The organism is Bradyrhizobium sp. 41S5 (assembly GCF_011516665.3).
Taxonomy (GTDB): domain Bacteria; phylum Pseudomonadota; class Alphaproteobacteria; order Rhizobiales; family Xanthobacteraceae; genus Bradyrhizobium; species Bradyrhizobium quebecense.
This window is the reverse complement of the sequence record NZ_CP083721.1, coordinates 5,888,441-5,910,906: the sequence shown is the minus strand read 5'-3', so window position 1 is coordinate 5,910,906 and position 22,466 is coordinate 5,888,441. Positions and strand designations below refer to the sequence as shown.

At 64.8% G+C, this 22,466-nt stretch carries 19 protein-coding genes; 8 read left to right on the top strand and 11 right to left on the bottom strand.

The window, feature by feature from the left end; translation table 11 throughout:
* Window positions 1-67: 67 nt before the first annotated feature.
* From HAP47_RS28565 to HAP47_RS28535, 7 genes are all read right to left on the bottom strand, one after another.
* Window positions 68-346 carry a hypothetical protein gene (locus tag HAP47_RS28565; protein WP_173641739.1) on the bottom strand — a complete coding sequence of 93 codons (279 nt, stop codon included), beginning with the start codon at window positions 344-346 and terminating at the stop codon, window positions 68-70.
* A gap of 110 nt (window positions 347-456) precedes the next feature.
* Window positions 457-2,352, bottom strand: a complete 1,896-nt coding sequence (locus HAP47_RS28560) for a potassium transporter Kup (protein WP_231168453.1) — start codon at window positions 2,350-2,352, stop codon at window positions 457-459.
* A gap of 87 nt (window positions 2,353-2,439) precedes the next feature.
* The gene (locus tag HAP47_RS28555; protein WP_173641741.1) at window positions 2,440-3,378 is read right to left on the bottom strand and encodes an alpha/beta fold hydrolase; all 939 of its coding nucleotides are present in this window, start codon (window positions 3,376-3,378) and stop codon (window positions 2,440-2,442) included.
* Between the two features lie 7 nt (window positions 3,379-3,385).
* Window positions 3,386-5,005 (bottom strand): GMC family oxidoreductase, encoded by a 1,620-nt coding sequence (locus tag HAP47_RS28550; protein WP_173641742.1) that lies wholly within the window; start codon window positions 5,003-5,005, stop codon window positions 3,386-3,388.
* A 196-nt stretch (window positions 5,006-5,201) separates the two neighbouring features.
* A complete protein-coding gene (locus HAP47_RS28545; protein WP_231168451.1) occupies window positions 5,202-6,509 on the bottom strand; it encodes an MFS transporter in 1,308 nt (435 codons plus the stop codon).
* Between the two features lie 237 nt (window positions 6,510-6,746).
* Window positions 6,747-7,196 (bottom strand): MaoC family dehydratase, encoded by a 450-nt coding sequence (locus HAP47_RS28540; protein ID WP_173641744.1) that lies wholly within the window; start codon window positions 7,194-7,196, stop codon window positions 6,747-6,749.
* An 11-nt stretch (window positions 7,197-7,207) separates the two neighbouring features.
* Window positions 7,208-7,699 (bottom strand): MaoC family dehydratase, encoded by a 492-nt coding sequence (locus tag HAP47_RS28535; RefSeq protein WP_173641745.1) that lies wholly within the window; start codon window positions 7,697-7,699, stop codon window positions 7,208-7,210.
* Between the two features lie 170 nt (window positions 7,700-7,869).
* Here HAP47_RS28535 and HAP47_RS28530 point away from each other — a divergent pair, with 170 nt between their 5' ends.
* The 3 genes from HAP47_RS28530 to HAP47_RS28520 all read left to right on the top strand — a co-directional run bounded on the left by HAP47_RS28530 (window position 7,870) and on the right by HAP47_RS28520 (window position 10,840).
* The gene (locus HAP47_RS28530) at window positions 7,870-8,640 is read left to right on the top strand and encodes an IclR family transcriptional regulator domain-containing protein (protein WP_173641746.1); all 771 of its coding nucleotides are present in this window, start codon (window positions 7,870-7,872) and stop codon (window positions 8,638-8,640) included.
* 130 nt (window positions 8,641-8,770) lie between these two features.
* A complete protein-coding gene (locus HAP47_RS28525; protein ID WP_173641747.1) occupies window positions 8,771-10,108 on the top strand; it encodes an amidohydrolase in 1,338 nt (445 codons plus the stop codon).
* Window positions 10,109-10,213: 105 nt separating this feature from the next.
* Window positions 10,214-10,840, top strand: a complete 627-nt coding sequence (locus HAP47_RS28520; RefSeq protein ID WP_173641748.1) for a pyridoxamine 5'-phosphate oxidase family protein — start codon at window positions 10,214-10,216, stop codon at window positions 10,838-10,840.
* A 121-nt stretch (window positions 10,841-10,961) separates the two neighbouring features.
* Here HAP47_RS28520 and HAP47_RS28515 read toward each other — a convergent pair whose 3' ends face one another.
* Window positions 10,962-11,387 (bottom strand): hypothetical protein, encoded by a 426-nt coding sequence (locus tag HAP47_RS28515; RefSeq protein WP_173641749.1) that lies wholly within the window; start codon window positions 11,385-11,387, stop codon window positions 10,962-10,964.
* A gap of 282 nt (window positions 11,388-11,669) precedes the next feature.
* On the opposite strand from HAP47_RS28515, the gene HAP47_RS28510 reads away from it, so the two are divergent.
* Both HAP47_RS28510 and HAP47_RS28505 read left to right on the top strand, forming a co-directional pair.
* Complete coding sequence (locus HAP47_RS28510; protein ID WP_173641750.1) at window positions 11,670-12,842, top strand: M20 aminoacylase family protein; 1,173 nt, start codon at window positions 11,670-11,672, stop codon at window positions 12,840-12,842.
* Window positions 12,843-12,880: 38 nt separating this feature from the next.
* Window positions 12,881-13,690 (top strand): lysozyme inhibitor LprI family protein, encoded by an 810-nt coding sequence (locus tag HAP47_RS28505; RefSeq protein WP_231168449.1) that lies wholly within the window; start codon window positions 12,881-12,883, stop codon window positions 13,688-13,690.
* 54 nt (window positions 13,691-13,744) lie between these two features.
* On the opposite strand, the gene HAP47_RS28500 is transcribed toward HAP47_RS28505, so the two are convergent.
* Window positions 13,745-14,926, bottom strand: coding sequence for a cytochrome P450 (locus HAP47_RS28500; protein WP_173641751.1), 1,182 nt, complete (start codon window positions 14,924-14,926; stop codon window positions 13,745-13,747).
* Window positions 14,927-15,064: 138 nt separating this feature from the next.
* Between HAP47_RS28500 and HAP47_RS28495 the strand changes: the two genes are divergently transcribed.
* On the top strand, window positions 15,065-15,973 hold the full coding sequence (locus HAP47_RS28495) for a LysR family transcriptional regulator (RefSeq protein ID WP_173641752.1): 909 nt from the start codon (window positions 15,065-15,067) through the stop codon (window positions 15,971-15,973).
* Between the two features lie 89 nt (window positions 15,974-16,062).
* Here HAP47_RS28495 and HAP47_RS28490 read toward each other — a convergent pair whose 3' ends face one another.
* The gene (locus HAP47_RS28490) at window positions 16,063-17,685 is read right to left on the bottom strand and encodes an inorganic phosphate transporter (RefSeq protein ID WP_173641753.1); all 1,623 of its coding nucleotides are present in this window, start codon (window positions 17,683-17,685) and stop codon (window positions 16,063-16,065) included.
* Between the two features lie 589 nt (window positions 17,686-18,274).
* Window positions 18,275-19,738, bottom strand: coding sequence for a UdgX family uracil-DNA binding protein (locus HAP47_RS28485; RefSeq protein ID WP_173641754.1), 1,464 nt, complete (start codon window positions 19,736-19,738; stop codon window positions 18,275-18,277).
* A 254-nt stretch (window positions 19,739-19,992) separates the two neighbouring features.
* On the opposite strand from HAP47_RS28485, the gene HAP47_RS28480 reads away from it, so the two are divergent.
* Both HAP47_RS28480 and HAP47_RS28475 read left to right on the top strand, forming a co-directional pair.
* Window positions 19,993-20,787 (top strand): ImuA family protein, encoded by a 795-nt coding sequence (locus HAP47_RS28480; protein WP_173641755.1) that lies wholly within the window; start codon window positions 19,993-19,995, stop codon window positions 20,785-20,787.
* A complete protein-coding gene (locus HAP47_RS28475; RefSeq protein ID WP_371821671.1) occupies window positions 20,678-22,465 on the top strand; it encodes a Y-family DNA polymerase in 1,788 nt (595 codons plus the stop codon). Before HAP47_RS28480 ends, HAP47_RS28475 begins: the two co-directional genes overlap by 110 nt.
* Window position 22,466 lies beyond the last annotated feature (1 nt).

The window sequence follows — 22,466 nt, the reverse complement described above, 5'->3', positions numbered from 1 at the left end:
TGCGCGCCGCAACATGGCGACGTCCCGCAACATAGATGAACGCCGCAACAAAGCTGTCTTGCAGCCGTCAGCATAACGTCAGCGCTCCTGCATAAGAATGGCGGACTTCACTCGCCACACCGGGAGATTCTTCATGAGCGACCACGCAGGCGTTGAGCATCACCACAAGGCAGCTGAGCACCACGAGCACGCGGCGCGTCATCACCGCGAAGCCGCCAAGCACCACGAAGCCGGCGACCACCACAAGGCGGCGCATCACGCGCACAGCGCCCACGGTCACGCCAGCCACGCCCAGCATCACCACACCGAGGCGAGCCGGCATCACGCCGAGCACCACGGCAATCACTAAGAACCGTTCCAGTACTGCGTGAGTGGCTTCCGCCGTCCGCCGCAAGGGGACGGCGATTTCTTTCGGTCGGGGAAAGATCGCAATCGCCGCGGCCGGTGCATCATCATCTAGAGCTCTGTCCGGCTGCCAATCTCGACCAGCGAACCGTTTGGAATCCTGAATCGGTCGATGGCGTGTGCGGAGTTCCGGGCCATGAATGCGAACAGCGCGATCTGGAACCGCGCCAACGGATTGCGGCGTCTGGAACTGACGGGGTCGTGACGCTCGATGTAGTAGGTCGTGTCCTTCTGCATTGGTACCCCGATCTGCTTTGCATTCGCCAGCACAGCTGGCAGATCGGGTATCTCGACAAAGCCGAAATGAACGGTGATGTGCCAGACGCCTTCGCAAAGCTGCTCGCAGCGGATGCGATCGGAGGGGCGGATTCGAGGTACGCTTTCAAAGCTTGCCGTCAATGCGATCGCCGTCTGATGCAACGAATGGGCTTGCTTGACGTAGTTGACGATGATCGGCGGAATGCGGTGGTTTAGCCGCGTGAGGAAAATCGCGGTCCCCGGCACCCGCGCGATGTGCCGGTCGCGCAGGCCAGCAAAGAACGCATCGACATGGTCCGACTGGGCCATGCTTCGTCGATGCAGCGCGTCGAGGCCGAAATGCCACGTGACCATGACGCCGAACAGCAGCGCGCCGAACAGCAGGGGAATCCAGCCGCCTTCCGCGATCTTGAAGAGATTGGCAAGAAAGAACGCAAGATCGACCGTGAGCAGCACTCCAGCGATCGAGGTCGCCCGCGCCGCGCTCCAGCCCCATCTTCGCCGCATCACCTGGTAGAGCAGGGCGGTGGTCAGGACCATGGTGGTGGAAACGGCCGCGCCATAGGCGCCGGCCAGGCGGTCAGAACTGCCGAAGCCGATAGTCAGCGCGACCGTCAGGCACATCATAGTCCAGTTCACGAAGGGCACGTAGATCTGGCCATATTCTTCGGCCGAGGTCTGGTTGATCCGTACGCCCGGAAACCATCCTAGCTGCATAGCTTGACGTGTCATCGAGAAAGTGCCGGTGATGATGGCCTGGCTCGCGATGATCGTCGCCAGGGTCGCAAGCAGCACCAGCGGATAGATCGCCCAGACCGATGCGAGTTTGAAAAACGGATTGGCGGACGGATCGGGCGATGCGATGAAATTGCCGACCTGGCCCGCGTAGTTGAGTACCAGCGCAGGCAGCACGATGCCGTACCAAGCGAGGCGGATCGGCTTGCGGCCGACATGCCCCATGTCGGCATAGAGCGCCTCGCCGCCGGTGAGGGCAAGGAAGACGCCGCCGAGCAGGGTGAAGCCGAGCAGGCCATGCGTGGTGAGCAGCAGGATACCGTGCATGGGGTTGAGCGCGCGCAGCACGGTGGGGTGCTGTACCAGCGAGGCGATGCCGAGCAGCGCCATCGTCAGGAACCAGAGCAACATCACCGGACCGAATGCCTTGCCGACCCTTGCGGTCCCTTGCCGCTGCAACGCGAACAATCCAATCAGGATCGCAACCGCGATCGGCATCGTGTACGGCTTGAATGTATCAGTTGCGACGTTCAGACCCTCGACCGCGCTCAGCACCGAGATCGCGGGGGTGATGATGCCGTCCCCATAGATCAAGGCGGCGCCAAACAGCCCCATTGTCACCAGCCAGCGCCCCTGTCCGGACCAGCGTGCTCCGGTCAGGGCCATGAGCGCAAGGATGCCGCCCTCGCCATGATTGTCGGCGCGCATGACAAAGATGCAATATTTGACCGAGATCGTGATGATCAGCGCCCAGACGATCAGCGAGAGCGAGCCGAGGGCTGCTTCGGGCGTGAAACGATCGCCCATCAGGTGGACGATCGTCTGCAAAGTGTAGAGCGGGCTGGTGCCGAGGTCGCCGTAGACGATACCGAGCGCGAGGAGGATCCTGGTGAGACTTGGCGCCTGCTCAAACCGGCCATGTGTTTCGCCGACGAACCCGCTTGTATCGTTCAAGGCGGAAACTGTCGAAGGCGGCATCCATTCTCACCCTTGTCGTCGAGCCCCGCGGAGGTCGTCCCGCCTGGACGACAGGGCGCTGGGTTACAACGGTGATGTCGCCTGATTGTTGCGCCGATTCTCATCAATTCGCGCGGCGAATGCCTTGAGCGCCGCAACCATGAGCTCCGGCGCTTCCTGCGCGACGCAGTGCCCGACGTTCTCGAACGTCCAGCGGCTGGCGTGCGGGATCAGGGCGGCGGCGCGATCGGCCATCTCCTTGTAGACCGGCCATGACTGCTCAGCCGTGGCGATGCAGACCGGGCAGGCGATGTCGGAGAACCACGGGAACGGATTGCCGCGCGCATCGCCGGTGTAGATCTGCTCCATGGCCTGGAAGATCGGCCTAAGCAGCGCCGACTCGATTTCCGGCGTGCAGCGTAGCTGCATGCGGCCGTCGCCGAGCCGTGCAAAACCGTGATGGATATAGGCCCACAGCGACGGCTCGGTCCACGGCGCGAACGCCGGCGCGGCGCGCAATCGCCGGAACAGATCGTCGGCATTATCGAATTCGGCCCGTCGGCGCAGCACGCCCTGCACCGACGCGCGTGCGATGTCGCTCAGGCCGGCTGTGCGCGGCACGCGCGGATCCATCGCGGTCGGCTCCGTCACGAACAGCCGCGCGAAGCGGTCTGGCATCAGCTTCGTGGCGAGCATCAGGTCGGTCGCGCCGGCGCTGTGACCGATGCCGTAAATGTTCCGAAGGTCGAGGCGTTCGACCACCATGCAGACATCGTCGGCGAAATCCTGGAACTGGTAGCGGTCGGCCGGCGGCTTGTGGCTCAGGCCATGGCCGCGGCGGTCGAGCGCATAGACGGTGTAGTCGGCGGCCAGCGCTTCCGCGACCTCGGTCCACACTTCGGCGACAAAGCCGGTGCCGTGCAGCAGCAGCGCCGGCGGCTTGCCGGAAGCCGGCTCGCCCCATCGTGCCAGCGCGATCTGCGCGCCGGCATCGCCAACGAGAATGCGCTTCCGGGAGTTCATCGTCGCTCTATCGTGCATCCTGCAGGATCATCGCTGCAGCCTTCTCGGCGATCATCGCGGTCGGCGTGTTGGTGTTGCCGGAGGTGATGGTCGGCATCACGGAGGCATCCGCGATGCGCAAGCCGTTGAGGCCGTAGAAGCGCAGGCGCTCGTCGACCACGGCCATCGGATCGTTGGCCGTTCCCATCTTTGCGGTGCCGACGGGGTGGAAGATCGTGGTGCCGATGTCGCCGGCGGCCTTGGCGAGTGAGGCGTCGTCGTCGCCGACCGAGGGGCCGGGCAGGAACTCCTCGGGACGATATTTCTCCAGCGCCTTCTGCTTCATCAGTTTGCGCGTGGTGCGGATCGCGTCGGCCGCGACTTGGCGGTCGTCCTCGGTCGACAGGTAATTCGGCGCGATCGACGGCTTGTCGTCGGGCGCGGTCGAGCGGATGCGGACGGTGCCGCGCGAGGTCGGCTGCAGATTGCAGGCGCTCACCGTGATTGCGGGGAAGCGATGCAGCGGGTCGCCGAACTTGTCGAGCGACAGCGGCTGCACGTGGAACTGAATGTTGGCGCGCGAGCGCGTCGCATCCGAGCGCGTGAAGATGCCGAGCTGCGACGGCGCCATGGTCAGCGGCCCGCGGCGACGGAACGCGTAATCGAGGCCCATCAGGCCGCGGCGCACGAGGTTGTAGTAGGTCTCGTTCAGCGTGCGCACGCCCGACACCTTGTAGATCGCGCGCTGCTGCAGATGGTCCTGCAGATTGTGGCCGATGCCCTGCACGTCAGCCACGATGTCAATGCCAAGCGGCGACAGCCATTCGGCCGGACCGATGCCGGACCGATGCAGCACCTGCGTGGTGCCGATCGAGCCGGCGCAGAGGATAACCTCGCCTTTAGCGCGCACCTCCACCGCCTCATTGCCCTGACGGAACAGCACGCCGGCGGCGCGGCCGCTCTCGATGATCAGACGGTCGACCAGCACGTCGGTCTCGAGCCGCAGATTGCTGCGGTTCAGCACCGGCTTGAGGAAGCCGCGCGCCGACGACCAGCGCCGCCCGCGCTTCTGGTTGACGTGGAAATAGCTGGTGCCTTCGTTGTCGCCGGTGTTGAAGTCGGGGATGCGCTTGATGCCCATCTCCTCGGCGGCATCGCCGACCGCATCGAGGACCTGCCATGACAGCCGTGGCGCTTCGATGCGCCAGCCGCCGCCGGTGCCATGATGCTCGCTTTCACCAAGGAAGTGATCTTCCAGCCGCTTGAATGCCGGCAGCACGTCGCTGTAGCTCCACCCGGTGAGGCCGAGCTGGCGCCAGTGATCGTAATCCGCGGCCTGGCCGCGCATCGAGATCATGGCGTTGATCGCCGACGAGCCCCCGATCACCTTGCCGCGCGGATAGGCGAGCGCGCGGCCGTTCAGGCCGGGCTCAGCCTCGGTCTTGAACATCCAGTCCGAACGCGGATTACCGATCGCGAAGAGATAGCCGACCGGGATGTGAAACCAGATCCAGTTGTCCTTGCCGCCGGCTTCCAGCAGCAGCACGCGCTTCTTCGGATCGGCCGACAGGCGGTTAGCCATGATGCAGCCCGCCGTGCCCGCGCCGACGATAATGTAGTCGAAATCACCCTCGAGCCTTCGCGGCATGTCCTCGTTCCCGGCAAGCGTCTTTTGTTGACGTCCTTCTATAGCGTTTTCGAGCGAAGTGGAGCCCGGTTCGCGTGAAGAAAACGCGTCAATACAAGAAAATAGAACTCGGTTCTGACAGAGTCAGAGCCGAGTTCTATCCAGACGCAGCCGGCGGAGACAAGCCCGGCCGACGGCGCCGGGCGTCTGCGAATGATCAGAGACGGCCGGGTTCGGCGAGTGTGACCTCGGGCTCGGGCCGCGGCACACAGACGATCAGCGCCAGCATGCCGATGCCGAGCACGGCGCCGACGAGAGCGAGCGGTGCGTAGATGCTCCCGGTTGCGACATTCATCCAGCCGATTAGGGCGGGGCAGACCGCGCCGCCGAACGAGCCGATCGCGCTGATCAGCGCGATGCCGCCCGCTGCGGCTCTGCCTTCCAGCATCGCGTTCGGAATGGTCCAGAACAGGGAGAGAATCGCGAAGATGCCGATCGAGGCGATGGCAAGCAGCGTCACGGTTAGCAGGATGCTGCCTTGCGCGGCCTGCAAGGCGACGAAGCACGCCGCTGCGACGAGGCCGCAGCAGACCACGTGCCAGCGCCGTTCCCTGGTGCGATCGGAGCTGTAGCCGATCGCGACCATGCCGATCGCCGACGCCACCGAGATCGCGCCGCTCAGCCAGCCGATCTCGGTGGTGGTCGCCACGCCGACGCGCTTGAGCAGCGTCGGTGTCCACAACAGGATGGTGTTGAGCGAACAGAAGAACGCGAAATAGATGAACGCGAGCAGGTAGACGCGCGGCTCGCGCAGCGCCGCCGCAAAGCTGCTTGTCGTATCAGGAGCGGCGGCGCGATCACGGGCGAGATCGCTTGAGACCTGCCGTCGCTCGTCGGTGCTGAGCCAGTTCGCGGCCTGCGGCCCGTCGGCGAGATAAAGATACGCGGCGACGCCGAGCAGCACGGCTGGAACGCCTTCGAGGATGAACAGCCACTGCCAGCCATGCAGGCCATGGACGCCCTGCATGTGATCCATGATCAGGCCCGACAACGGCCCGGCGATGACGCCGCCGAGCGGCACCGCCATCACGAACAGGCTGGTCATGCGGCCGCGCACTCGATCCGGAAACCACAGCGTCAGGTAATACAGGATGCCGGGGAAGAAGCCGCCCTCGGCGGCGCCGAGCAGGAAGCGCAAAAGATAGAGATGATACTGGTTCTGCACCAGCGCGAGCAGCACGGTGACGATGCCCCACAGCAGCATGATCCGCAGCAGCGTCTTGCGGACGCCGATCCTGACCAGCAGCAGATTGCTCGGCACTTCGAGCGCGACATAGCCGACCGAGAAGATGCCGGCGGCAAGCCCGAACACCGCGTCATCGATGTTGAGGTCGTGTAGGAATTGCAGCTTGGCAAAGCCGATGTTGAAGCGATCGATGATCGCAACCGTGTAGCACGCCAGCAGGAACGGGATCAGGCGCCAGGCGATCCGTCCATAAAGCCGCGATTGGGCCGCATCCTGCATCGAAACCTCCAAATGATTCTTTTGATTGTTGTTGAGTTGGCTAGCCGCGAACGAGCCGTGCTCCCTCGCCCGTTCTTACGGGGGCGAGACGAGCGAAGCTCGCTCTGAGCGGTTGGGTGAGGGGCTGCCTCCGCACAACGCGGCGATAGCTGAGCCCGCGGAGGCTCCCCCCACCCGGAACGCATCTGGCGATGCGTTCCGACCTCTCCGCGCGCGCGGGGCGGAGGCTAAGGTCCGTTAGCCCGCCTTCGCGGCGGGAAACTCCAGCATCGCCTCGCCGGCCGCGACCGTTTCGCCGCGCTGGTTCTGCACGGCGACGTCGACCAGCACCCAGCGCGACTTCGCGGTCGTCTGCTTGGCCTTGATGGTGCCGGCGGGGCGGATCGTGTCGCCGGGCTTCACCGGCTTCAGCCAGCGCGTCTCGAGCCTGCGGTGGATCGCGCCGGCGGGAAGAGCCCAGTCGGTCAGCATGCGCGAGATCAGGCCGAAATTGTTCATGCCATGCATGATGATGCCGCCGAAATTGGTCTTGCCGAAATCGCCCTTCATGTAGTTGTCGTCGAGATGCAGCGGGTTGTAGTCGAGCGACGCATCGCAGAACAGGCGGATCGATTCGCGCGTGACCGCGAAAGCGGGGCCGTCGATGGTGTCGCCGGCGTTGAGAGCATCGAAATTCGCTGAGGTCATCGTGATCCTCCTTACATCGGACGGATGGTCTGGCCGCGACCCGAGCAGATCACGTCGCCATGCTGGTTGAAGAAGACGTTGTCGTGCACCACGAACAGCCGCTCGCGCTTGATGAACTTGTCGAGCGCGCGGGCCTGCAGGGTGATGGTGTCGCCGGCACGGGCAGGGATGGTGTAGCTCCACGACTGCCCGGCATTGACGGTGCCCGGCGAGCGCATCCAGTCGTCGGCCGGCGTGCAGGCGAACATCAAGAGAATATGAATCGCGGGCGGCGCGATCAGGCCGCCGTAGGGCCCGGCCTTCGCGACTGCTTCGTCGAGATAGAGCGGATTGGTCTCGCCGACCGCGCGGCAGTACAGCGCGATCGCTTCCTGCGTGAGCGTGTAGGGCAGCGTCTTGCGCGGCTCGCCGGGGACGATGTCGTCCCACACCTTGCGCAGCTTCGCGTCCTTCCAGAAATCGGTTTCGAACGGGGTGGCCGCAGAACTTTCTGCTTGCGCCATCGAGGATCCTCCTGCTATTTAGTTCGCCAGGCGAACATTTCATTCGCTGTGTGAATTGACGCTAGCGCGGTCGGGAGCCCCTGACAAGCGGGCAGCGCCGCGTCATGTGCAGGCAGCCATGCGGGCTGCGATGTGATGAGCAAATACGACGGCCCCAGCAGAACGGCGTCATGAGCAAAGAGAGTGACGGCTTCGTGCGTGCGATCGCGCGCGGTTTTTCGATCATCGAGGCGCTCGGCAAGCCGCCGGGCCGGCATACGCTGGCGGAGGCCGCCGACACCGCCGGTCTCAACCGCGCCACCGCACGCCGCATCCTCGCGACCCTGGTCGCGCTGAAATACTGCGCCTCCGATGGACGCTATTTCAGCCTGCGGCCGCGCGCGCTCGGGCTCGGCCTGTCCTACCTCAATGCATTGCCCTATTGGGCGCATGCGCAGCGCGCGCTGGAGAATCTGCGCAACGAGATCGGGGAGTCCTGCGCGATGGCGGTGCTCGATGAGGACGAGATCGTCTATGCGCTGCGTCTGCCGGCGCGCCGGATTCTGTCGGCCAATCTCGGCGTCGGCAGCCGGCTGCCGGCGCATCTGGTGTCGCTCGGCCGCGTCATGCTCGCGGCGCTGCCGCCTGGCACCCGCGAGGCTCATCTTGCGAGCGGTGGCTTCAAGCAGGTCACGCCGCGCACCGTGACCGATCCGGAGCGTCTCGGCGAATTGCTCGCGCGGGTCGAGAGCGACGGCTATGCCTGGGTCGATGGCGAGCTCGATCCCGCGATCTGCGGCATCGCCGTGCCGCTGCGCGATCCGGCCGGTGCGGTGGTCGCGGCGCTCAGCGTCAACACGATTTCGGGCACGGTCAGCGAGGCCGGCGCGCGCAAGAAATTTCTGCTGCCGCTGCGCCGCACCGCACAGGAGATCCGCAGCCAGATGCTCACCTCGGGGTAGGCGAGCACACGCTCTGGATCAGTCATTGTTTCCAATCGACTTGCCTGCTTAAATCGCGCAGCCGAGCCCGGCCTGGCGTTGCAAGGGTTGCTCGGAATGCAGTATGCGGGGTTCGGTTGGAGCGATTGCCATGAACAAGATTGTTCTCACTCTGCTTGCGTCCGCCGCGCTCTGCGCTTCATTGCCGCTGCGAGCCAATGCCGAACTCGATGTCGCCGCGCTGAAGGGCGCAATCGAGAAGTCGGTCGAGGCGGACTACCCGAAACTCGACGCGCTCTACAAGGACCTTCACGCCCATCCCGAGATCGCGTTTCAGGAGGAGAAGACCGCGGCCAAACTGGCTGCCGAAATGCGGGCGTTGGGCTTTGAGGTGACGGAGCACGTCGGCAAGACCGGGCTGGTCGCGATCTACAGGAACGGCGAGGGCCCCACCATCATGGTGCGCACCGAGCTCGACGCGCTGCCGATGGAAGAGAAGACCGGCCTTCCCTATGCCAGCCACGACAAGACCACATGGCAGGGACGGGAAACCTTCGTGGCCCACAGCTGCGGCCACGACATCCACATGGCGAGCTGGGCGGGCGCGGCCAAGACGCTGGTCGGCTTGAAAGACCAATGGCACGGCACGCTGATGTTCATCGCCCAGCCGGCTGAAGAGATCGTGGCGGGCGCCAAGGCGATGCTGGCGGATGGCCTGTTCACGAAATTTCCAAAGCCGAATTTCGGCTTCGCCTTGCACGATGGCCCGTTCGCCTACGGAACAGTGCGCTATCGCGTCGGGATCGGCTCGTCCGCCGCCGATGGCCTCTACATCAAATTCCGTGGCCGCGGTGGGCACGGTGCGGTACCGCAGGCGACGATCGATCCCGTGATGATGGCCGCGCGCTTTGTCGTCGATGTTCAGAGCGTGATCAGCCGCGAAAAGGACCCGACCGAATTCGGCGTGGTCAGCATCGGCGCAATTCACGGCGGCACCGCGTCGAACATCATTCCTGACGATGTGGTGCTGCTCGGCACCATTCGCACCTTCAAGCCCGAAGTGCGCGCCAAAATGCTTGGAGGCATCGAGCGGACGGCGAAGGCGGTCGCCGCCATGTCGAATGCGCCGGAGCCTGAGATCAACCTCGCCGAAGGGACCAAGGCCGTGATCAATGATCCCGACGTGGTCGGCACGGCGGAAAAGGTGCTGAAGGCGGCGTTTGGCGACAAGTTCGCACCGTCACCGCCCGGCACGCCCAGCGAGGATTATTCGGAATTCGTCACCGCCGGCGTGCCGTCGATGTTCTTCAATATCGGTGTCTACCAGCCGGAGCGCGTTGCCGCGGCCCGGGCGGGCAACGGCCCGCCATTGCCGAGCAATCATTCGCCGCTGTTCGCGCCGGTGCCGGAGCCCACCATCAAGACAGGTATCGAGGCCATGACGCTTGCCGTATTGAGCGCGTTCGACCGGCAGGCGCGGGGGAACTAGCCGTCTGAGGCCGGGCGCGCCCAAGAGATTCTGCTGCCGTTGCACCGCATATTCTGGCCGTGCCAAAACTTGCAGACCGGTTGCTCAACTTGCTGGAGGAGTCCTGTGGCAGATCCCGTTCGCGCCCCTTTTTACCACGACGGAATGCGTGAGTTGCAGGACCGCTTCGACGGTCGTCGCGTCGCCGACGGCCTCGAGAAGCATCGCCTCCACTTCGAATTCTGGGAACAGGAGCGCAAGCTCATCGAGGAGACGCGACTCTTTTTCATTGCGACGAGCTATCAGGACAATGTCGATTGTTCGATGCGTTGTGGCGATCCCGGCTTCGTGAAGATCACCGGGCCCGACACGCTTGAATACCCCGAGTATGACGGCAACAACATGTACCGCACACTTGGCAATATTCACCGCAACCCGAACGTCGGGTTGCTCTTTGTACGCCTCGACGGCAAGACGTTTCGCGCGCGCATCCGAGGCAAGGCAACGATCCACGACGGCGCGGAAACGCTTGCCCGGCATCATGGGGCGAAGCTTGTCGTCAGCGTCAAATGCGAAATCTTCCCGAATTGCCCGCGCTACATTCCGGACATGATGAGCGCGTCAGCGGATGTGGCGGCGAATCCGTTCGTTCCTCGACCCGGCTACGAGCCGCCCGCACCGGAATGGAAGAGCCGGGATTACCTCAAAGACGTCCTTTCGAAATACGATCCACATCGGAAACGCGACGCATAGCGAGCAGGCTCCTCGTGGCGAGAACGAATCCTGCCCTGCGCCGCGCTTCGAGGGCAACGCGGACGCTGCTTCCAATCTTACGCGCCCCAAGCGGATATGGGATCGGCGGAGCAAGACCCGATCAAGGCAGCGGCGCCATGTAGGGAATGCTGCCGACCAGAACGAAGACCTGAACCGCATTGCACAGCATGCCGCCCCAATGCAGCCGGCGGAGCCGCCGCACCGCGGTGGAATCGCCCAGGTCTCTTGCGTCCGCCTCGGCATCGAGCCGGCGCAGAAACCATCGGCGTGCCAGCACCGCAAACGCCGCGATCAGGGCGATGCCAAGCGCGACGGCCGGCCGGCCCGCGGCGGCGAACGCGAGCGTCCCGATCACACCCGAGACGGTCAGCACCAGGAAGTAGGCATTGAACATGCCGCGCAGCAGACGCGTGACGGGCGGGACGTCGAGCTTCACGAGCAGGAACGCGGGGGCCGCGAGCAGGAAGTATCCCATCGGCACCAGCAGGATGATGGTGGAGAACAAGACCGCTTGATCCGGCGTCATGCAGCCGCGCCCTTCTTTGAAGGCCGGAGGATTTCGGTGCGGAAACCTGAAGTAGTATCCGCATGAGATATCCCCGGCACCATTAGGCTTTGGTCGGATGCGATTCCGTCGGGCCAGACATTGGCGAACGGACGCAAGGTCGCCCGGCCCCCACGTCCGGGGAACATTCGGCATCCCATTTGCGAATGCGGGCCCAGGCCGGAGGCATGCCACATCTGTTGGGTGGACCGCCTCTTGCATGCTAGACAGGACTTACGTCCAACCTCTGAGGCCAGAATTCTCATGCCCATCGTCAACCGCGTCGCCGATCTGCAACCCGATATCCAGGCCTGGCGCCGCAACATCCATGAAAACCCCGAGCTCCTGTATGACGTGCACCGCACTGCATCATTCGTGGCCGACCGGCTACGGGAATTCGGCTGCGACGAGGTCGTGACCGGGCTCGGCAAGACCGGCGTGGTCGGGGTCATCAAGGGCAAGAAGGGTCCGGCCAAAGGCGACGTCAAGGTGATCGGCCTGCGCGCCGACATGGACGCGCTGCCGATCCACGAGGAAACCAACCTGCCTTACGCCTCGAAGACGCCGGGCAAGATGCACGCCTGCGGCCACGACGGCCACACCGCGATGCTGCTCGGCGCGGCACGCTATCTCGCCGAGACGCGCAATTTCGCCGGCGATGCGGTCGTGATCTTCCAGCCGGCCGAGGAGGGCGGGGCCGGTGCGGCCGCCATGATCAAGGACGGCTTGATGGACCGCTTCGGCGTCCAGCAGGTTTACGGCATGCACAACGGTCCGGGGATTCCGATCGGCTCGTTCGCGATCCGCTCCGGCCCGATCATGGCGTCCACCGACGAGGTCAATATCAACATTGAGGGGCTCGGCGGCCACGCCGCGCGGCCGCACAAATGCATCGATTCGGTGATGGTCGGCGCGCAACTGATCACCGCGCTGCAGTCGATCGTGTCGCGCAGCGTCGATCCGCTCGATTCCGCCGTGATCTCGATCTGCGAATTCCACGCCGGCAATGCCCGCAACGTGATTCCGCAGACCGCGGTCTTGCGCGGCACAGTCCGCACCCTGACCCCGGAGGTCCGGCAATTGATCGAGAAGCGCATCGGTGAAGTGGTCAAGGGCGTGGCGCAACTGACCGGCGCCCGGATCGATCTCGACTACAAGCGCGGCTATCCCGTCACCGTCAACCACGCATCGCAGACCGAATTCGCGACCCGGATCGCCAAGGAGGTGGCCGGTGACGGCAACGTGCATCCGATGCCGCCGCTGATGGGCGGCGAGGATTTTTCGTACATGCTGGAAGCGCGGCCCGGCGCCTTCATCTTCTGCGGCAACGGTGACAGCGCCGGCCTGCATCACCCCGCCTACAATTTCAACGACGAGGCGATCGTCTACGGCACCTCGTATTTCGTGAAGATCGTGGAGGACGCGCTGGCGGCGTGAGCCGCGATCGCAGCGAGCGCGAGTCACACGAGACGACAATGAAACTCGGCCTTGTTCTGGCGGTCGGTGTTCTCGTGGTCGGCCACTCATGTCCGGCTCCGGCGCTCGATTGCGCACGGGCTTCGCTGCCGGTGGACAAGCTGATCTGTGCGACGCCGGACTTGAAGAAGGCCGACGCGGAGATGAGCGCCGCCTATTTCAAGCTTCTGCGCGAAACCACGGATCAGCAATTCCATGAGGCGTTGGTCAAGAGCCAACGCCGATGGCTTGAGGTGCGTTCGCACGGCCCGGATAGATATGGGCAAGCGGAAGATGATAAGACCGATGATCGTGAGGTTCTGCTGCAAATCACTCGCAACCGGCTCGACTTTCTGCAAAAGGCCGGACCGGTGCACGCGATGGAACGAGAGCGGCGCGTCGCATCCGGAGACAGCGGCGGACCGTTCGCCGGCTACAAGACGTCCTGCGTTCTTCTGCCTCCGCCCTATGGAAGCTGGACTTATGGCTGCTGGGGCGAGGCGCATCGCCAGAATGGCGACAGGATCTGTAGCGTCGGGATGCAGTGGGCGAGCGGTCACATATCCGAAAACCGACTCGTCAGTGTCCTGAAAGACGGTGCGCCGCAGCCTGTGGCGACATGTTCGAGAAGCCCTGACTCAACGGACGCGCCATGCCCGGAGCCCGGCGACAGTGCCACGATCCGGGGCGATGTGCGCTGGAATATGAATCCGGTCTCATCCAGTGACCTGCCAACGCCGCATGCGGACGACCTCTGGAAATACGATCGAGATCGATCAGTCGTGGGTGCACGATTGCCTGTTCGCATCGACCTATCCACCTACGGATAGGGGGAGAGCTGGCGCTGCTGCCAAGAAGTGATCCGACAACGCGATGTGCATCGGTCACGCATCCCATCGCACCTGCAGCGTCACCGGTCCGCGGAACACCCAGCCGCGGACGACAGGCGGCGCCTCCGCGCGGAGGCGCAAATTGCGCAAGCGCGCGAACAGCATCGGCACCACGATCTTGCCGACCGTGAGCCGCGACACCCAGGTGCCGGCGCAGAAATGCGGTCCGGCGCCGAACGCCAGATGCGATTGCTTCGGCCGAGTCACGTCAAAACGATCGGGCTCGGCGAAGCGATTGCCGTCGCGGTTCGCCGCGCCGACGCAGAGCCCGATCTGAAGGCCCTCGGGCAGCGCGGTGCCGGAAAGGTCGACATCGCGCGTGACGCGGCGCGGATACATGCCGATCGGCGAGATCCAGCGCACCGCTTCCTCGAGCGCAGCGGGCCATAGTTCCGGCTTCGCCAGCACGCTGTCCTTCTGCGCCGGGTTTTGCAGGAGACCGAGCACGAGGGTCAGGATCGCATCGCGCGGCTCGTTCAGTCCGCCGCCGATGATCACCTTGATGTTGGCGCGGATGCCCTCGATCGGCATCGGCGGATCGGCGTTGACCATCGAGGACAGGATCGAGGGATTGGGGTGGCCGCGGTGATCGTCGAGCACCGCGTCGATCGCGGCGTCGACATCGGCGCTCGCCTGCATCGCCTTGCGCTCGATCCCGGCATCGGCAGTGTAGTTGCCCGCGCCGTCGATCAGCGCCTGCGACCAGTCGGCCAGGGTCTGCCACGGCATCGCGCGAAAGCCGATCATCGCCATCAGGCTGCGCGAGGCCATCGGCGCGGCCAGCGCTGAGAACAGATCGGCCTGATCGGCAGCGGACAGCTCATCGATCAGCTCTTGCGCGATCGCGGTGAATTTCGGTGCCCAATACTCCTTGATCGTGGCCGGGCGGAACGAGGGCTCGATCGCCTTGCGGCCGATCGCGTGCTCGGCGCCGTCCTTGCGCATGAAGGTCGGCCCCATCACCTTGTTGACCAGCGAGGTCGGATTATCGGCCGAGTAGGTCGCGGGATCGCGCTCGATGCGCACGATGTCGTCGAAGCGCGTCACCAGCGTCAGCCTGGCCGGCTCGACGAAGACCGCCGGCGCCAGCTCGCGCAGGCGGCGGAAGATCGGATAGGGGTCGTCGAGCAGATCCTGATACGCGATGTCGGTCACGACAGGCACGGTGTGGGTCATTGGTCCTCCCGGAGCGCTTTTTCGCGAAGCCTAGCGCCAGTGCCAGCAATCGTTCAATTAGATGGGATTGATATAGACCATCGAAATATTCCATGACCTTGTGCTAGGCTGGGCTGCCGGCAAGGCAGGAGGTGCAGCGTGGTGGCCAATTCCTCGATCGATCCGATCGACATCGGGACCTTGCGGACGCTTGTGCTGGTCTACGACCTGCAGTCGTTCTCGGCGGCGGCCAGGCGGCTCGAGGTCAACCAGTCCACCATCAGCTACGCGGTCGAGCGGCTGCGCGGCGCGCTCGGTGATCCCTTGTTCGTTCGCAACGGCAATGGCGTGACCGCCACCGAACGCTGCGCGGCGCTGGTCAGCTGGGCGCGGGACATGATCGGCGAGATCGACGGGCTTGCCTCACCGGCGGAATTCGATCCGGCGACGGCGCAGGGCGGCGTGACGATCTCCTGCAACTATCACGAACGCCAGACCCTGATGCCGCAGTTCAGTGAACGGCTGCGTGCCGGCGCACCACGGGTCCGTCTCGTCCTGCTCGATGCCGCGGGCCATGGCGACATCCATCTCAAGCAGAACCAGTGCGACATCGTGCTCGGTCCGGTCGGGGTCGTCGGCGAAAGCTTCTTTCGGCGCCATATTCTCACCGATCACTATGTCTGCGTGATGGATCCGGCCAATCCGCTGGCGCGCGGCCGGATCGCACTGTCGGCCTACGCCAAGGCGGAACACGTCTTCATCACCCATAGCGGCGAGTGGCAGCCGCTTTATCTCGAGGCGCTCAAGGCGAGGGAGATCGAGATTGAACCCGCGGTCAGCCTTCCGAACCACGACAGTCTGGAGCGCATCGTCGCCGGCACACGGCTCGTTGCGACGATCCCGCATCACCTGGCGCGGGCGATGCGCGGCGGCCTGCACGTCGCGTCGTTGCCGTTCCGCGTGCCGATCTCGATCGACATGTATTGGAGCGCCCGGACGGCCAAATCAGGCCTGCACAAATGGGCGCGCAGACTGCTGGCCGAGATCGCGAAAGTGTACGCCGCCTGAGCGCGCCGCGACCGTCAAGAAGCAAAGGGCCCGCACCAATGGTGCGGGCCTTGCGTCCGGCGCGATGCCGCGCGGAAAGGGTGTCGGCATCAGAACACGTGGTAAAATACATAGTACAGACAGCCCGAGATGATCATCGCGGCCGGCAGGGTCAGCACCCAGGCCATCGCGATGTTGCGGATCGTCGCCCATTGCAGGCCGGAGCCGTTGGCGGCCATGGTGCCCGCGATCCCTGACGACAGCACGTGCGTGGTCGAGACCGGCAGGCCGTAGCCGTCGGCTGCCGCGATCGTCGCGGCTGCCGTGATCTCGGCGCAGGCACCCTGCGCGTAGGTCAGGTGGGTCTTGCCGATCTTCTCGCCGACCGTAACGACGATGCGCTTCCAGCCGACCATGGTGCCGAGGCCGAGCGCGATGGCGACGGCGAACTTCACCCAGCTCGGGATGAACTTGGTCGCGGCATCGAGCGAGCCCTTGTACTCGTTCAGCGTGGCGACGTCGGCCGCGGTCAGTTCGGCTTCCTTGTCCTTCATCAGGAAGCGGATCGCCTCGGACGCCAGGTACATGTCGTTACGGGTGTTGCCGACCGCATCAGCCGGGAACTTGGCAAGCGAGCCATACTGGGCAACCTGCTGGCCGATGTCGCGCACCAGCACCGCGAGCGACGGATAGGTGCCTTCGTTGATCTGGTGCTGCGCGACATAGTTGGTCACGGCCGGGCGCGGATTGCCGATCACATTGTAACCGGCGGCCTTGCCTTCGATGACCTTGCTGGCCGAGGTGGAGTGCGCGGCGAACTGCTCGATCTGGCTCGCGGGCAGCGCGCGGTTCAGCGCGTAGGCGGTCGGCACGGTGCCGATCAGGATCAGCATGATCAGGCCCATGCCCTTCTGACCGTCGTTCGAGCCGTGGAAGAAGCTGACCAGCGTGCAGGTCAGGATCAGGATGCCCCGGATCCACCATGGCGGCGGCTGGTTGCCGACCGGCTCGCCGAACAGCGCCGGCGTCGCGCGCGCCAGCACGATCTTGAGGATGTAGAGCAGGCCGGCGGCGAGCGCGAAGCCGAACAGCGGTGACAGCAGCAGCGCCTTGGCGATGTTGGTCGCCTGCGACCAGTCAACACCGGAGGTGCCGTCGCGGCCGCGCAGCAGCGCGTTGGTGATGCCGACGCCCATAATCGAACCGATCAGGGTGTGGGAGCTCGATGCCGGCAGGCCGAGCCACCAGGTGCCGAGATTCCAGATGATGGCGGCGATCAGCAGCGCGAACACCATCGCAAAGCCGGCGCTGGAGCCGACCTGCAGGATCAGCTCGACCGGTAGCAGCGACACGATGCCGAACGCGACGGCGCCGCTCGAGAGCAGCACGCCGAACAGGTTGAACATGCCCGACCAGACCACGGCGATATGCGCCGGCAGCGAGCGGGTGTAGATCACGGTGGCGACCGCGTTAGCGGTGTCGTGGAAGCCGTTGACGAATTCGAAGCCGAGCGCGATCAGCAGCGCAACGAACAGCATGATGTAGGGCAGGAACGACGTGACGCGCGTGCCGGTGGCGTCGACGTCGGCATAGATGCTGTAGGCAACGAACAGCAGCGCGGCCGCAACCACGCCCATATAGATCACCCCGGTCATGGGGTGGAAGCCCTTGTCGAGGTCCGGACCCTTTTTCAGGGCGGGCTCGATCGAGCCGGGTAACGCCATATCGCTCATGGTAAACTCCTGTCCCAATGCCTCCGATTTTGATCGATGCATATGACAGGCAATTGAAATCCGCCCCGTGAAGTGAACCGGCCACCCAAAACGGTGGACATCCCGCCGAATTGTTGTGCAACGCATTGAAGGTCCACGGGCCTTCGCGGCCTCGTGGCAATCTTCAGCAACAGACGATCACCGATCGCGCAATGATCGTGACTGAAGTCACCTTCCGGGTTTCGCGGAGCGAGACATGCCGGAAGGCGAGGACGCCGGCGGCGAGGCGTCGGGCCGGCGAAGCCGCGCCACCGGAAATCGAGGTCACCGGAAAATCCTGGCTACCAGGAATTCAAATAACCAGAAATCCAGCGGGTGCGCGGACGCGTGAGGAGGGGAGCATTGCGAGATGAGGTGGCGCGCCGCACGATTGGGGCTAGCAAACCGCGCAGCGCGCCCACCTCAGGTACGTCATGGCGTGAACATGACGCCCGATACCTGTGGAACACGTCACAGTACCACGGATCAATTAAAGGTTGTAGGTATTTGTCAGCACCAGAAACAATTTCACGTTGAAGTGTGGTCCCCGGTTCCGCCGGGTTGGCGCAACTCAGGCCGCGCGGGCCGGATTGCGCAACTGATCTGCGGCAATTTTCAGGTCGTCGATAAAGCGCTGATATTCCAGCGCTTTGGCTTTCTCGTCGGGCAGCCGCAACAGGTAGGACGGGTGGACCGTGACGAGCACCTTGGTTCCGTCGTGATCGATCAGGCGGCCGCGGTTCTTGTTGATCGGGGTGATCTTGCCGAGCACGCTCTGCGCTGCGGTGGCACCGAGCGCCACCACGAGTTCCGGCTTGATGGCGTCAAGCTCGCGCGCGTACCATTGACGGCAGGCGCGGATCTCCGGCGTGCCCGGCTTCTGATGCAGCCGGATCTTGCCGCGCGGCACGAATTTGAAGTGCTTCACCGCGTTGGTGATGTAGACCTTGGCGCGCGCGATGCCGGCGTCCTGCAGCGCGCGATCGAGCATCTGCCCGGCCGGTCCGACAAAGGGATGGCCTGCGAGATCTTCCTTGTCGCCGGGCTGCTCGCCGACCAGCATCAGCGACGCGTCTTGCGGCCCTTCGCCGAACACGGTCTGGGTTGCGTCCTTCCACAGCGGGCAGGCGCGGCAATCGGCTGCCTCTTCGCGCAAGGCAGCGATCGTGTCGCGAACTTGCATCTCTTGAATCTGCTTGTCTTTGACTTGCTTGTCTCGGGCTTGCTTGCGGGCCATCGGCTCATCCTGCGGCTTCAGCGGCGCGGCCGCCTTGCGTGCAATGAAGGGGCCGCTGGTCATGCGCATGGCGTCTTCGATCAGCGGCTTAATGATTGAGTCCTCGGGCAGGTTCCTCCAATAGGCCTGCGGCATCTCCATCACTTTCAGCCGCGCGGGATTGAAGAGGCCGTTGTCATGACGCCGCCAGGCCTCCTCGAGCCGATCCTCGCTCGGCACCTCGGATTTGGCGATGCCCGGCGAGATCGAGATCGCGTGCCCGTCCCAATGCGCGCAGACGTCGGGGGTCAGGATCGACCACGGCATGTCGGCGAAGCGGCCGGCGAAGAAAGGTGCGGCGAACTCGACGATGCGATGCTCCGGCTCGAACCAGGCGACGTAATGCGCCGTCCGCTCGCGGCCGATCTCGCGGAAGCGAAGCTGTGCGTGCATCCTGTCGATGTCGCCATAGACCGCGCGCGCCATTGCGTGGACCTCGGCGACGTCAGGATCATCAGTCGCGCTGAGCAGATCGTGATGGCTGCGCAGCCGCCACAGCAGGCGATAGAGCAGGGCGAAGCGCTCGTCATTGCGATGCAGGATCGTGGCCTTTGCAAGCTCGACGAATATGGCTGTCACGTTGAATCGCGCCTGTGGCGCATCGGGCAAGTCATTCACGCAGGAGGCTGACGACAGTTCGTCGTCCTTGCGTACGGTCCACGTGGCCTCCGCAGGCTTCACGTCATTCAGCGCCAATCGCCGCGCGGCCTTGCGCCAGCCCTCGAAATCGGTGTCGTTGTCGAGCACGATGATGCGCATGCGATTGCTCCGTTTCCGTCACGCCGCCATTTTGGGGCCTGCGCGCCTGACTTGCGGAAGAGCAGGGCCCATCCGGTTCGGCGGCTGCTGAATCCCATTGATTCCATTCATGAATCGATGGGCTCACCAATCCGATTGACTCCGTGGGCCCTGTTAGCTTTATATTAGAACATATCATGAACAAATGGGCCAGTCCCTGGTTCTCTGTTCTGGTCAGTGACGGCCTCAAATTTTCAGGTGGAAGGAGCGGCGCAATGAATGGCGCACGCACGGGTACGCTTGCGTCTCTGCGCGGCAGCATCGCACGCATCGAGGCGCCATCGGAGGCAGCGATGCCGAACCGCATCGCGCTTGGACATGCCAGCGCGGACGCGATGCTGCGCGGCGGGCTTGCACCGGCCGCGCTGCACGAGGTGTTCGCAGCCGGCCATCAAGGCGGCGCGGCGACCGGCTTCATCGCCGGGCTCGCCGGACGGGTGTCAGCGCGCAAGCCGCTGGTCTGGGTGCGGCAGGATTTTTCCGATCGCGAAAACGGCGCGCTGTCGATGCGCGGGCTGGCCGAGCTCGGCCTCGATCCGCGCCTCCTGGTCACCGTGCGTGCCGCCGATGTCGACAGCGGCCTGCGCACCGCGGCCGATGCGCTCGCCTGCGATGCGCTCGGCGCGGTCGTGCTCGAGATCTGGGGCCATGCGCGCCAGCTCGATCTCGTCGCCAGCCGCAAATTGACCTTGGCCGCGCAAGCCTCCGGCGTCACCGCGCTGGTGCTGCGGATCGCGGCGACAGCGATCCCCTCGACCGCGGAGACGCGCTGGATCGTGCGGGCGGCGCATTCGCCGCCAGGCAATGCCGCAAGCGCCTGGGGCGCGCCGCGCTTCGAGGCCGAACTCGTACGCAATCGTCATGGCCCGGTTGGGCGATGGATCATGGAATGGAAATGTGATGAGTGCCAATTCAGTGAACCGTCGGCGTATCCTCAGCCTGTGGCTGCCACGCCTGCCCATCGACCGCATCAAGCGCAAGCTCGCGCAGGACATCGCCTCGCAAGCTGACGCGTATGAGGTGGATAAACCTTCAGGTGAGGCGAGCACATTGGCAGGGCTCTCTCCCCCCTTGCGGGGGAGAGTTGGAGAGAGGGGTACCACGGACACCGGCGTATGTGGCTTACCCCTCTCCCTGACCCTCCCCCGCAAGGGGGGAGGGAACCCGTCCGCTCATGCGTCCCTCACGAATGGGGCAAGTAGCGACCTCCCCAGCGTCGTGGTCGCAAAGGACCACAACGCGATCCTGCTGCACGCGATCGACGAGGCGGCGGTGCGCGCCGGGCTGTCGATCGGGCTGCCGCTCGCCAATGCCCGGGCGATCTGCCCGGAGCTTACGGTCTACGACGCAGACCCCGCCGCCGATCTGAAGACGCTGAACGACATCGCCGACTGGTGCGACCGCTTCACGCCGCTGGTCGCGCTCGATCCGCCTTACGGCCTGTTTCTCGACATCACCGGCTGCGCGCATCTGTTCGGCGGCGAGCGCGCGCTGCTGCAGATCGTCACCAATGCGCTGAGCCGACGCGGCTTTGCCGTCAGTGCGGCGATTGCCGGCACCTCGATCGCGGCGCGCACGCTGACGCGCTACGCCTCGGGGCAGATCGTAGCCAGCGGCGCGGAGGCAGAGGCGGTCGGTCCGCTGCCGGTGTCGGCGCTCGGCGCCGATGCCACGGTCACCACCGGCCTGCGCCGCGCCGGCCTGAAGACCATCGGCGATGTCGCCTCGCGCGCGCCGCATGAGATCTCGGCGCGGTTCGGCTCGGCCTTCACCACCCTGCTCGGTCACGCGCTCGGGCAGGGCGATGCCCCGATCAGCCCGCGCAAGCCGCTGCCCGATTACATCGTCGAGAAGCGTTTTCCCGAACCCATCGCAACCGACACCGTGATCGCGCTGACGCTCTCAAGCCTCGCCAAGACGCTGGTTGCGGCGATGGAGAAGCAGGGCAAGGGCGCGCGGCAGCTGGAAGCGAGCTTCTTCCGCACCGACGGAGCGGTGCGCACGATCATGGTCGAGACCGGACGGCCGGTGACGCGGCCGGAGATGATCGACCGCCTGTTCCGCGAGCGGCTCGATGCGCTCAACGATCCGCTCGATCCCGGCTTCGGCTTCGATCTCATCCGCCTCGCCGCGGGGCGTACCGAGATCGTGGTGCAGCAGCAGCGCGACCTTGACGCCACTGTGCACGACAATGACGAGATCTCGGCGCTGATCGACCGCATCGCCGCCCGCATCGGGGGCAAACGCGTCGTCGTGCATCTGCCGCTCGAGAGCCACATCCCCGAACGCGCTGCGCTCGCGCTGCCGGCGCAGCATCATCTGGCCGCGGCGAGCGCCGCCGCGTGGCCGGAGCGCGTCGCCGGCGAGCCGCCGTTGCGACCGCTCAGGCTGTTCGAGCGGCCCGAGCCCATCAAAGTGCCGTTTGCGAGTGTGCCGGACGGCCCGCCGCACCAGTTCACCTGGCGGCGCGCCTTGCATGCGGTGGTGCGGGTCGAAGGCCCCGAGCGCATCGCGATGGAATGGTGGAAGCAGGACGGCGCGGCGCTGACGCGCGATTACTTCCGCGTCGAGGATGCCGAGGGCCAGCGCTTCTGGATCTTTCGCGACGGCCTCTACGAGAGCGAGCTGCGCGACGAGCAGGGCAGGCCGGTCCCGGCCAACTGGTATGTGCACGGGCTGTTCGCATGAA

What these genes read in the sequence shown, in the direction of transcription:
- HAP47_RS28480 (WP_173641755.1), top strand. Translation starts at nt 19,993, where the DNA reads ATGAATGGCGCACGCACGGGTACGCTTGCGTCTCTGCGCGGCAGCATC.
- HAP47_RS28540 (WP_173641744.1), bottom strand. Translation starts at nt 7,196, where the DNA reads ATGACCTCAGCGAATTTCGATGCTCTCAACGCCGGCGACACCATCGAC.
- HAP47_RS28545 (WP_231168451.1), bottom strand. Translation starts at nt 6,509, where the DNA reads ATGCAGGATGCGGCCCAATCGCGGCTTTATGGACGGATCGCCTGGCGC.
- HAP47_RS28505 (WP_231168449.1), top strand. Translation starts at nt 12,881, where the DNA reads ATGAAACTCGGCCTTGTTCTGGCGGTCGGTGTTCTCGTGGTCGGCCAC.
- HAP47_RS28475 (WP_371821671.1), top strand. Translation starts at nt 20,678, where the DNA reads ATGAGTGCCAATTCAGTGAACCGTCGGCGTATCCTCAGCCTGTGGCTG.
- HAP47_RS28510 (WP_173641750.1), top strand. Translation starts at nt 11,670, where the DNA reads ATGCCCATCGTCAACCGCGTCGCCGATCTGCAACCCGATATCCAGGCC.
- HAP47_RS28485 (WP_173641754.1), bottom strand. Translation starts at nt 19,738, where the DNA reads ATGCGCATCATCGTGCTCGACAACGACACCGATTTCGAGGGCTGGCGC.
- HAP47_RS28530 (WP_173641746.1), top strand. Translation starts at nt 7,870, where the DNA reads ATGAGCAAAGAGAGTGACGGCTTCGTGCGTGCGATCGCGCGCGGTTTT.
- HAP47_RS28490 (WP_173641753.1), bottom strand. Translation starts at nt 17,685, where the DNA reads ATGAGCGATATGGCGTTACCCGGCTCGATCGAGCCCGCCCTGAAAAAG.
- HAP47_RS28500 (WP_173641751.1), bottom strand. Translation starts at nt 14,926, where the DNA reads ATGACCCACACCGTGCCTGTCGTGACCGACATCGCGTATCAGGATCTG.
- HAP47_RS28550 (WP_173641742.1), bottom strand. Translation starts at nt 5,005, where the DNA reads ATGCCGCGAAGGCTCGAGGGTGATTTCGACTACATTATCGTCGGCGCG.
- HAP47_RS28535 (WP_173641745.1), bottom strand. Translation starts at nt 7,699, where the DNA reads ATGGCGCAAGCAGAAAGTTCTGCGGCCACCCCGTTCGAAACCGATTTC.
- HAP47_RS28555 (WP_173641741.1), bottom strand. Translation starts at nt 3,378, where the DNA reads ATGAACTCCCGGAAGCGCATTCTCGTTGGCGATGCCGGCGCGCAGATC.
- HAP47_RS28515 (WP_173641749.1), bottom strand. Translation starts at nt 11,387, where the DNA reads ATGACGCCGGATCAAGCGGTCTTGTTCTCCACCATCATCCTGCTGGTG.
- HAP47_RS28525 (WP_173641747.1), top strand. Translation starts at nt 8,771, where the DNA reads ATGAACAAGATTGTTCTCACTCTGCTTGCGTCCGCCGCGCTCTGCGCT.